This window comes from Flavobacterium sp. UBA6195, assembly GCF_002422095.1.
Taxonomy (GTDB): Bacteria; Bacteroidota; Bacteroidia; order Flavobacteriales; family Flavobacteriaceae; genus Flavobacterium.
In genome coordinates this window covers 44,185-55,328 of sequence record NZ_DITB01000032.1, presented here as the reverse complement: position 1 = coordinate 55,328, position 11,144 = coordinate 44,185, and the positions used below count along the sequence as shown (strand labels likewise).

At 31.8% G+C, this 11,144-nt stretch carries 12 protein-coding genes; 9 read left to right on the top strand and 3 right to left on the bottom strand.

The annotated features are described in order from the left end of the window. Window positions 1-169: 169 nt before the first annotated feature. The 8 genes from pheT (at window position 170) to B4I81_RS02480 (ending at window position 6,421) form a co-directional block, all read left to right on the top strand. Entirely contained in the window at window positions 170-2,599 is a 2,430-nt protein-coding gene (pheT, locus tag B4I81_RS02510) for a phenylalanine--tRNA ligase subunit beta (protein WP_291107044.1), read from the top strand. A 49-nt stretch (window positions 2,600-2,648) separates the two neighbouring features. Then, entirely contained in the window at window positions 2,649-3,152 is a 504-nt protein-coding gene (locus tag B4I81_RS02505) for an NAD(P)-binding domain-containing protein (RefSeq protein WP_422653571.1), read from the top strand. Between the two features lie 34 nt (window positions 3,153-3,186). Beyond that, entirely contained in the window at window positions 3,187-3,375 is a 189-nt protein-coding gene (locus tag B4I81_RS11810) for a DUF2520 domain-containing protein (RefSeq protein ID WP_349678562.1), read from the top strand. After that, window positions 3,359-3,886 (top strand): KdsC family phosphatase, encoded by a 528-nt coding sequence (locus tag B4I81_RS02500; protein WP_291107041.1) that lies wholly within the window; start codon window positions 3,359-3,361, stop codon window positions 3,884-3,886. Before B4I81_RS11810 ends, B4I81_RS02500 begins: the two co-directional genes overlap by 17 nt. Before the next feature lie 71 nt (window positions 3,887-3,957). Further along, window positions 3,958-4,332 (top strand): four helix bundle protein, encoded by a 375-nt coding sequence (locus B4I81_RS02495; RefSeq protein ID WP_291107038.1) that lies wholly within the window; start codon window positions 3,958-3,960, stop codon window positions 4,330-4,332. A 59-nt stretch (window positions 4,333-4,391) separates the two neighbouring features. Beyond that, entirely contained in the window at window positions 4,392-5,315 is a 924-nt protein-coding gene (locus B4I81_RS02490; RefSeq protein ID WP_291107036.1) for a geranylgeranylglycerol-phosphate geranylgeranyltransferase, read from the top strand. Beyond that, window positions 5,308-5,892, top strand: a complete 585-nt coding sequence (locus B4I81_RS02485) for a Maf-like protein (RefSeq protein ID WP_291107034.1) — start codon at window positions 5,308-5,310, stop codon at window positions 5,890-5,892. Before B4I81_RS02490 ends, B4I81_RS02485 begins: the two co-directional genes overlap by 8 nt. Further along, window positions 5,885-6,421 (top strand): mechanosensitive ion channel domain-containing protein, encoded by a 537-nt coding sequence (locus B4I81_RS02480; protein ID WP_291107032.1) that lies wholly within the window; start codon window positions 5,885-5,887, stop codon window positions 6,419-6,421. The genes B4I81_RS02485 and B4I81_RS02480 overlap by 8 nt, the downstream gene beginning before the upstream one ends. A gap of 69 nt (window positions 6,422-6,490) precedes the next feature. Here B4I81_RS02480 and B4I81_RS02475 read toward each other — a convergent pair whose 3' ends face one another. From B4I81_RS02475 to B4I81_RS02465, 3 genes are all read right to left on the bottom strand, one after another. Then, window positions 6,491-6,967: a hypothetical protein gene (locus B4I81_RS02475; RefSeq protein ID WP_291107030.1), complete on the bottom strand. Its 477-nt coding sequence runs from the start codon at window positions 6,965-6,967 to the stop codon at window positions 6,491-6,493. An 83-nt stretch (window positions 6,968-7,050) separates the two neighbouring features. Continuing rightward, entirely contained in the window at window positions 7,051-7,440 is a 390-nt protein-coding gene (locus tag B4I81_RS02470; RefSeq protein ID WP_291107028.1) for a hypothetical protein, read from the bottom strand. Between the two features lie 34 nt (window positions 7,441-7,474). Next, window positions 7,475-8,425, bottom strand: a complete 951-nt coding sequence (locus B4I81_RS02465; protein WP_291107026.1) for an NAD(P)H-dependent flavin oxidoreductase — start codon at window positions 8,423-8,425, stop codon at window positions 7,475-7,477. Between the two features lie 176 nt (window positions 8,426-8,601). Here B4I81_RS02465 and B4I81_RS02460 point away from each other — a divergent pair, with 176 nt between their 5' ends. Further along, a complete protein-coding gene (locus B4I81_RS02460; RefSeq protein WP_291107024.1) occupies window positions 8,602-11,142 on the top strand; it encodes a zinc-dependent metalloprotease in 2,541 nt (846 codons plus the stop codon). Window positions 11,143-11,144 lie beyond the last annotated feature (2 nt).

The following is an 11,144-nucleotide window of genomic DNA, read 5'->3' as shown; positions in this document are numbered from 1 at the left end:
TTTTTTATCGGACAACAATGATTTCTATTAATTTTTAACTCAAATATTTATCAAATTAACAATTTAATCTTTCTAAACTTATCACCAAACTAGTGTTCAAAATTTCTAAATTCTAATTTCTAAATTCTAATTTTATAAAGTATCTTTGCCGTTTAAAATTCGATACAAAATGCGTATATCTTACAATTGGTTAAAACAGTTCATTAAAACCGATTTAAAATCTGAAGAAATTGCCGACATTCTTACCGACTTAGGTTTAGAAGTTGAAGGCGTTGACAAATACGAAAGTTTAAAAGGTGGTTTACAAGGCGTTGTGATTGGTCATGTGTTAACATGCGAAAAACATCCTGATGCTGATAAACTAAAAATCACAACGGTTGATTTAGGTGACGGAAATGCTCCTGTTCAAATTGTTTGTGGTGCTCCAAACGTAGCGGCGGGTCAAAAAGTTCCTGTGGCGACTATTGGTACAAAATTATTTGACAAAGAAGGAAACGCATTCGAAATTAAAAAAGGAAAAATCCGCGGACAAGAAAGTCACGGAATGATTTGCGCTGAAGACGAATTAGGCTTAGGCGAAAGTCATGACGGAATTATGATTTTAAACGAAGATTTAAAACCAGGAACGCCAGCTTCAAAAGTATTCGAAATTGAAACAGACGAAGTATTCGAAATTGGATTAACTCCAAACCGTGCTGATGCTATGTCTCACATGGGTGTGGCTCGTGATCTTCGTGCTGGTTTGTTACAAAAAGGAACTTCTTCTGAATTAATTACTCCATCGGTAAGTAAATTTAAAGTGGAGAAACGTACTTTAAAAATCGATGTAAAAGTTGAAAACGAAAAATTAGCGCCAAGATATTGTGGGGTTACGATTTCTGGAGTTACCGTAAAACCATCTCCAAATTGGTTACAAAACCGTTTAAAAGCAATCGGTTTAACTCCAAAAAATAATATTGTTGACGTTACGAATTACGTTTTACACGAATTAGGTCAACCGTTACATGCTTTTGATGCCGCTCAAATAAAAGGAAATAAAGTAGTAGTAAAAACGGTTCCAGCTGGAACTAAATTTGTTACTTTAGATGATATCGAACGTACACTTCACGAAGAAGATTTAATGATTTGTGATGAAAGTGGCCCAATGTGTATTGCGGGTGTTTTCGGAGGAAAAACTTCGGGAGTTTCTGAAAAAACACAGGCTATTTTCTTAGAAAGTGCTTATTTTAATCCGGTTTCGGTGAGAAAAACGGCTAAAAGACACACATTGAGTACTGATGCTTCTTTCCGTTTTGAAAGAGGAATCGATCCAAGTATTACCGAATACGCTTTAAAACGTGCTGCTTTGTTAATTCAAGAAGTAGCGGGTGGCGAAATTACTTCGGATATTATTGATATTTATCCTAAAAAGATTGAAGATTTCAGTGTGTTTATTCATTTCAATAAAGTGAATAAAATCATTGGAGAAGAAATCAAGCCTGAAACGATTAAGAAGATTTTAGCTTCATTAGACATCAAAGTTAACAGTATCACCGAAGCCGGTTTAGGATTAACAATTCCTTCTTATCGTGTAGATGTAACTCGAGAAATTGATGTTATTGAAGAAATTTTACGAGTTTATGGTTACAACAACATCAAAATTCCATCAAAAGTAAATGCTACAACTGCTTATTCTTCTAGAACGGAAGAATATAAAGTACAAAATGTCATTGCCAACCAACTGTGCTCGTTAGGTTTCAACGAAATGATGGCAAATTCATTAACAACGCCAGATTACGTAAAATTATCTGAAAACTTAAAAGAGGAATACAATGTAATGATGTTAAATCCGTTAAGTAGCGATTTATCAGCAATGCGTCAGTCCTTATTGTTCTCAGGATTAGAAGCGGTTTCTTTCAATATTAACAGAAAAAGAAGCGATTTAAAATTCTTCGAATTTGGAAAAAGTTACCACAAAATGCCAGGTGGTTATGATGAAAACAAACACTTAACATTGTTAGTAACTGGAAACAGACAAAACGAAAGTTGGACTAATCCACAATCAAAATCCGATTTCTTCTTATTTAAAGGTTATATCAATACCATTTTAAGTCGTTTAGGATTGGATAAAAAAGTAACTTCTTTACCGTTTGAAAATGATGTTTTCGCTGAAGGATTAGCGTTAGCCGTTGGAAAAGAAGTAATTGTAGAATTCGGTACCGTTAAAAAATCGGTTTTAAAATACTTTGATATTAAGCAAGAAGTATTATATGCTGATTTTGCTTGGGATAAGATTCAGAAATACGTTTCTACGAAAATTAAATTCACTGATATTCCAAAATATCCAGAAGTTCGTAGAGATTTAGCCTTATTATTAGACGAAAACGTGAAATTCGAACAAATCTATAATATTGCGAAACAAACTGAAAAAGGCTTATTGAAAGATGTTAATCTATTTGACGTTTACCAAGGGAATAACTTGCCAGAAGGTAAAAAATCCTACGCCATAAGTTTCATTCTACAAGACGATTCAAAAACGCTAACCGATACTCAAATTGATAAAATTATGAGTAAGTTACAGGGTAATTTTGAAACTCAGTTAGGAGCGAGCTTGAGATAGTGTTCAGTTTACAGTCTCAGTTTACAGTATATAAAAACGCCTGATTCAAATGAATCAGGCGTTTTTATTGCAAATTCTCCTCAAAATTCACTATTTTTACCCCATGATAAAAGTCGTTTTAATCGGTTCAGGAAATGTGGCGCAACACTTAATTCAAGTGTTATTGCGAGCTAAAAATGTGGATTTGGCACAAGCGTTTGCTCGTAACCCTAGTCATTTATCGCATTTGCTTCCTTCAACTAAAATCACAGCTGATTATCAAAAAATTACAGAAGCAGATTTGTATATTATTTCAGTTTCGGATAATGCTATTACGGAAGTTTCTGCGCAATTACCATTTGAAAATCGTTTGGTGGTGCATACTTCGGGTTCCTCAGATATTTCTGTTTTGAATGACAAGAACAGAAAAGGCGTTTTTTATCCATTACAAACGTTTACTAAAGGAAAAGAAATCGACTTCGCTCCTATTCCCATTTGTTTAGAAGCTGAAAAGGAATCGGATTACCAACTTTTAGAAAAACTAGGAAATTGCATTTCCCAAAAAGTNNAATGAAATTTGCGAAGAAAACAACGTTCCTTTTGAAGTATTGCATCCGTTAATTCAAGAAACGGCTCATAAAATCACGGAACTTTCGCCAAAAGAAGCACAAACGGGTCCGGCCTTGCGAAACGATACCAAAACCATCGAAAAACATTTAGATTTCTTAGAAAATCCCGAATATAAAAACTTATATCAATTACTTACACAATCGATACAACATGTCAAAAAGTTATAAAGAACTCATGAATCAAATTACCACTTTCATCTTCGATGTGGATGGAGTGTTAACCGATGGAAGTATTCACATAACACCAACAGGTGAAATGCTTCGCAACATGAACATTCGAGATGGTTATGCTATGAAAGCCGCTGTAGAAAATGGCTACACCGTTTGTATTATTTCGGGAGGAAGCAATGAAGGGGTTCGCGTTCGTTTACGAAATTTAGGAATTACTGATATTCATTTAGGTGTTCCAAACAAAGTAGAAACCTTCAAAGAATTCACGGATATATACAATATCCAACCTGAAAATGTGTTATACATGGGAGATGATATTCCAGATTATCATGTAATGCAATTAGTAGGTTTACCAACGTGTCCGCAAAACGCAGTTCCAGAAATCAAAGGAATTTCCAAATACATTTCGCACGTAGAAGGCGGAAAAGGAGCCGTTCGTGATGTTATTGAACAAGTCATGAAAGTACAAGGCAAATGGATGGAACATTTTGATGCGAAGTTTGATTAATGATAAGTAATCAGTGGTCAGTGTGGAGTGGCCAGTTGAATAAATTGTATATAGACTATTAATACTTTAAAATGATTTATCAAGATTTATTAGCCTACAAAAAAGGATTTGAAGTTGCAATGGAGATTTTTGAAGTTTCAAAATCGTTTCCAAAAGAAGAAACCTATTCACTTACTGACCAAATTAGACGATCATCTCGAAGTGTTTGTGCAAATATTGCTGAATCATACAGGAAAAGAGTTTACCCAAAACACTTTCATAGTAAATTAACAGATAGTGATGCCGAAAACTCAGAAACACAAACTTGGTTAGAATTTGCATTCGCTTGTAAATACATTAATGAAAACACTTTTATCGAATTAACCGAGAAGAATAAAGAAGTCGGAAAACTGATAAATTATATGTTATTAAATCCAGCAAAATTCGGTGTAAAAACTGAATACTGAACACTGAATACTGAACACTGAAAACTGAATACTGAACACTGAAAACTGAATACTGAAACATGAAATACTTAAAACTAATTCGATACCAAAATTTACTAATGCTAGCCTTCATGCAATTGGTGTTTCGTTATTTATTTTTAGCACAATCGTATGTAGACTTAGCCTTAACCGATTTTAATTATATTTTATTAGTGATAGCAACAGTTTGCATCGCTGCTGGCGGTTATGTCATCAATAATATTATGGATCAGGATACTGATGAAATTGCTAAACCTCAAAACCGTGTGGTGGGTGTTTCTATTTCGGAAACAGTAGCGTATAATTGGTACATTGGTTTGACGATTGTTGGTGTTGGAATTGGATTTTATTTATCGAATGTGATTTACAAACCTACTTTTGCTTCCATGTTTATTTTGGTGGCAACTTTACTATATATGTATGCTACTAGTTTCAAGCAAATTCCAGTTCTTGGAAATGTGGTAGTAGCCTTGATGCTTTCCACTAGTATTATCATCATTGGATTATTTGATATTTTACCCGCAATCGATATGGATAATCGTTTCCGAATGAAAGAAGCTTTTGATATTTTAATGCATTATGCCATTTTTGCTTTTATCATCAATTTGATTCGTGAAATTGTTAAAGACATGGAAGATATGGATGGCGATTATCAATCAGGAATTAATTCCTTACCTATCGCTATTGGAGTTCAAAAAACGAAAATAATTGTGGGTGTTTTAACCGTAATTTCAATTGGAATTTTAGCCTATTATGTAAATTCTAATTTATTCGAATTGGATTACGTAGTATATTATACGATGATTTTAATCGTTGGTCCACTTATTTATTTCGGAGTGAAATTATTGAATGCCACAACGAAAAAAGAATTTCATCATTTGAGTTTGGTTTTGAAAATCATATTATTTTTTGGAATTTTATCAGTTGCTGTTATTGTTTTCAATTTAAAATTAGCCAATGCTTAAAGACAAACTCAATACAGTCAACATTATTTTAGCTTCGGGTTCGCCAAGAAGACAGCAGTTTTTTAAGGAAATGGATTTGCATTACACCATTCGCCTAAAAGAAATTGAAGAAATCTATCCAGAACATTTACAAGCGGAAGAAATCACCAATTTCTTAGCCGAATTAAAAGCAAGTACTTTCGAAAACGAACTAAAAGAAAACGATGTTTTAGTTACGAGTGACACAATTGTTTGGTTAAACGGTAAAGCTTTAGGGAAACCAAAAGATTATGACGACGCGTTTCAAATGTTACAACAATTAGCGAATCAAACGCACGAAGTGATTACATCTGTTTGCTTGAAATCTATTGAGAAAACGGAAGTTTTTCATTGTGTGACCAAAGTTACTTTTGCCAATTTATCTGATGAAGCAATCAAATATTATCTTGATAATTACCAACCTTTTGACAAAGCTGGAAGTTACGGAATTCAAGATTGGATTGGCTTAATCGGAATTTCAAAAATTGAAGGTTCTTATACAAATGTGGTAGGTTTACCAACCGAAATGTTATTTCAAAAATTGATGCAGTATGTTTGATTTAATTAAAAATCCGTATTTACATGAAGAAATTGCAACCCTAGTTGTATTATTTTTTTATATTATTTTACGAATTAGCATTGCTAAAGTTGTTAAGCGTTTTGCTCAATTAAATGAAGTTTTAGAACATCGTACAAATTTGATTATCAAATACATAAATTTGCTTCTTGTAATTTTAGCTTTGTTATCAATAACTATCATTTGGGGCGTTAAAAAAGATCAAATTTTACTTTTTATTTCTTCAGTTTTTGCGGTTGTGGGTGTGGCATCTTTTGCGCAATGGTCGATTTTAAGTAACATTACTGCTGGCATTATCATCTTTTTTTCTTATCCTTTTAAAATTGGTGATAAAATTAAAATTCATGATAAAGATTTTCCTATTGAAGGTGAGATAGACGATATTAAAGCTTTTTATATTGTATTAAGGACAATAGATGGCGAAATGATTACCTATCCAAACAATTTATTAATGCAAAAAGGTATTTCTGTTGTTACAAAATCTTTGGAAGAGAAAGAATTTTATGATTAAATATTTTAATGAAAAACTTAAAAGCATTTACAATTAAGTCATTGTAAATGCTTTTAAATATTAGTTTATTTAATTCATTATTTCCTTATTAATAATATCATACCATTTTTTTGCTATTCTAAATTCTTCTCCTATGATGAAATTTTTAGCATCAGCATGAAAGAAAACTAAATGAATTTCTTTGTGATTGTTTAATGATAAATGCAAAGCCAATTTATTAATTTCATGATTGTTTTTTGGTACATTTCCGTGTCTGTCAAATTGAACTAAAGAACATTTCTTAACTTCTTTCAAATCAACTACTTCATTGTCTTGAGTTTCTTCCTCTTTTCTGAAGTAAGCTAACATTTTGCCTTTTAGACCAATTCCTGAATTGTTTGACCAAAAATCGGTTTCTGAAAACTTAGCATTTTTATCTGATGATAATTCGTTTAACGTGTTTAATAATTGATTTTTTCTCTTTCTAATATTATTATTGATGATGAAAATAGGAATAATAATTAAGGAAAAGAATACGATTCCTATAAAAGTGTTGGTAATATCCATTTTGAATTTATTTTAAATTAAGTGTATAGTAAAACAACCCAAGTATACTATTTACAAGGGATTAACGAAGCTTAAAATAAATTTTACCAGAAATAATGAAATGGAAAAATAATTCTTGAAGTGTTTAAAAACAGACATAAAAGATTCTTTTTAATAAAGAAAACTTCAAAACTATTCCTATTAAATAACTCCAATTGAATTAAAGAAGTTGGTAATAAAAATGAAGGAATTTGTTTTCTGACACTTTCACTCGAATTCGAAAAATTATGATTCGTTTTTAGAGAAACTGATTCTTTTTGAATTCCATCTTGATTAAAATCGATCTTCCCTTGACTGAAATTTAAATAAATTTCCTTTGTAGATTCCTTTTTTACAGGTTGAGAAATTGACAAAGTTTCATCACTACGCAACAACAAATAACCGAATACAAAAACGGTTAAGATAGTTATGATATAATGAGCGACTCTTTTCAATGAAATTATTTTAGCAAATGTATGTATAAATTAACTACTTAACCAATTTTGCTACAATTTCAGAAACTGGTAAAATAGCTTTCGTATTTTCAATACTTGGACCAGCAACCCAAACGGTTTTATAAGTTACTTGTGTTGCGGCTTTTTCAGTAGCTTTCATTCCGATGTAAAAACGAATCATTTTGACCCATTTTTTTAGGTTTTTATTTTTATTTAATAAAGTTTCTAACCACGTTTGTTTAGTTCCTACTTTTTGAACATAAGGCGTATTGATTACTGTACATGGTGTTCCCGAAATTCGTTCTGTCATTACGATATCTTTTGCACCATAATCTACACACGCTTGTTTGTATTCTTGAGAAACTCCAGATTCAATTGAAGCAATAAACGGACTTCCTACAGAAACACCAACCGCTCCATAACTTAGCATTTTTTCTAAATCGACCTTACTTCCTACTCCACCAGCTGAAATTACTGGTAAAGAAGTATTTTCATTTAAAGATTTTATTAATTCTTCCGGACTAATATTTCCTCTATGTCCACCAGCTTGATTATTTACTGCTATTATTGCATCAGCTCCTAAACTTTCTACTTTTTTTGCGAAAGCTAAATCAGTTACATCACAAAAAACTTTAATTCCAACTTTATGAGCTTCCTTGATAGTTTCTTCTGGTGAACCTAACGAAGTTAGAATGAAATCAACTTTTTCTTCACACAAAATACGTAATTGTTCTTTGTATTTAACGTTGGATTTGTTTACTATTAAATTAAATCCAAAACTTCCGCCTGAAACTTTAGAGGCTTTTAATTCGTGAATTGCGGATTTTAATTCTTCTAAAGTTCTGTAATTCAATGCTGGAATACAACCTGCTACTCCACTCTTCATTCCTTCAATAACCATTTTAGTATTTGAAACTAAAAACATAGGAGCCATAATTACAGGATGAGTAATTTGTAAAATCGAAGTCAAAGATTGTTTTTCCATATAAATTAAATTTAAAATCAAAATTACAAAAAAAGCAAATACTATGCATGCATAATAAAGTTAAAATGTAATTTTAAAAAAAACTTATAAAATTTAATGTTAAAATTCTTAATAAAAACTTAATTGAGATACATAAAACAAAGAATTCAAATAAATTTGAATAAACTAACAAAAAAATGAAAAACAAACTAACTTTATTGAGTAGTCTTTTAGTACTATTTCTATTTTCTTGTAGTGCAACACAAAACAAGAAGAAAACCACAAATGGTAATAAAACGGCAACTGTTGCTACAGATGCAAAAAAACCAGAAGGCAAAAAAGAACCAAAACCTTACAAGAAAGTAATTGATTCTACCGCTGTTACTCAAAAAGGATTAGTTGATGTTCATAAGGTAGGTGATAAATATTTATTTGAAATTGCTGATTCTTTAATCGGCAAAGAAATTATGACCATTACAAGATACTCTAAAACCCCTGCTGGTGGTGGTATATTTGGTGGAGAAGAAGTAAACCGTCAGGTAATAAAATTTGAAAAAGGCTTAAATCACAACATATTAGTTCGTTCTATTACTTATGTAATAGCAACTCCTGATGAGGACAAACCAATCACAAAGGCAGTAAAAAACTCAAGTGCTGATCCTATTATTGGAAACTTCGATGTCTTAGCCTATAAAAAAGATGCAAAAGGTAAAGAAAATGTGGGCTATGTAATTGATATGACTTCTGCATTTGATTCCGATTTACAAACCTTTTCTTTAGGTTCTTTAGATAAGCAAATGTTAAAAATACAAGCATTTCAAAAAGACAGATCATTTATTCAAAGCATCAAAAGTTTTCCAATAAATACAGAAATTAGAACGGTTAAAACTTTTACTACCGTTCCAAGACAAATCTCTTTATCACCAACACCAAGAATTGGAACTGATTTGCCAGCAGGAGTTGATGCAGGAGTTGTAACATTTGAGTTTAATACCTCAATGATATTATTACCACAAAAGCCAATGAGAAAAAGAGCTTTTGATAAGCGAGTTGGATATTTTGCTAATGATTATGATGTTTTTGAAGAAGATTCTCAAAAAGCTGATAAAGAAATTTTTGCTGTTAGATGGAGATTAGAACCTAAAAATGCTGAAGATGCAGAAAAACAAAAAAGAGGAGAATTAATTGAACCTAAAAAACCTATCGTTTATTATTTAGATCCTGCAACTCCAGACAAGTGGAAACCTTTCATTAAACAAGGTATCGACGACTGGCAAGAAGCATTTGAATTTGCTGGTTGGAAAAACGCAATTCGTGGGGAATATTGGCCAGAAAATAATCCTGAAATGAGCTTAGAAGATGCACGTTTTTCAGTGTTACGTTATTTTGCAGCAGATATTCAAAATGCTTATGGACCAAATGTTCACGACCCAAGAACAGGTGAAATTATGGAAAGTCACATTGGATGGTACCATAATATTATGAGTTTATTGCGCGATTGGTATTTAATTCAAACTGCGGCAGTTGATCCACAAGCTAGAAATAAAAAATTTGACGATAAATTAATGGGCGAATTAATTCGATTTGTAGCGGCTCATGAAGTAGGCCATACTTTAGGATTACGTCATAACATGGGAGCAAGTTTTGCAACTCCAGTAGAAAAATTAAGAGATCCTGAGTTCCAAAAGAAAAACGGTCACACCTCATCTATCATGGATTATGCTCGTTTTAACTATGTAGCGCAACCAGAAGATGGTGTAAAAGATTTATTCCCAAGAATTGGTGATTATGACAAATGGGCTATTAAATGGGGATATTCGTATTTTAATGATGCTAAAGATGAAGATACTGAAAAAGCATTATTGAATGAGATGACTAAAGACGCATACAAAAATCGTCGTTTGTGGTTTGGTACTGAAACAAATCCTTATGACCCACGCTATCAAACTGAAGATTTAGGGGATAATGCAATGAAAGCTTCTGTATATGGTATTAAGAACTTGAAAAGAATTTTACCTAACTTAATTGAATGGAGCAAAGAAGAAGGTGAAGATTATGATGAATTAAATGGTTTGTACAACTCGCTAACTGGTCAGTACAGACGTTATATGGGACATGTTACTAAAAACGTTGGTGGTATTTACGAAACTCCAAAAACATACGACATGCAAGGTGACAAATACGAAGTTGTTCCATCATCAATTCAAAATGAAGCTGTTGCTTTCTTAAATGAGCAATTATTTAAAACCCCAAAATGGTTATTAGATCAAAATATTTTATCTAAAATTAGACCAGAAAACGGCGTTGAAGTAATTAAGTCAATTCAAGACGGTACTTTATCAAGTTTATTGGCTGGAGATCGTTTGGTTCGATTATTAGAAACTTCTTCACAAAGCAAAGCAAATTATTCAGTTGATGAATTAATGAGCGATTTAAGAAAAGGTATTTTTTCTGAAGTAAGAACAAATGCACCAATTGATATTTACAGAAGAAATCTTCAAAAATTATATGTATCAAAATTAATTGAAACAATGTCAAGCGATAAAAACAATGTTGCTTTCTTCAATGGAAGAAGAATTGTTTTAGCGGATACCGATATCCCTTCAATTGCTCGTGGTCAATTAAATGAATTAAAAAATCAATTAAAATCAACTGCTGCAGCTTCTTCTGATCGATTGACTAAATTCCATTTAAATGATTTAGTTGCGAGAATTGAAAATGCTATGAAGCCAAAATAAAA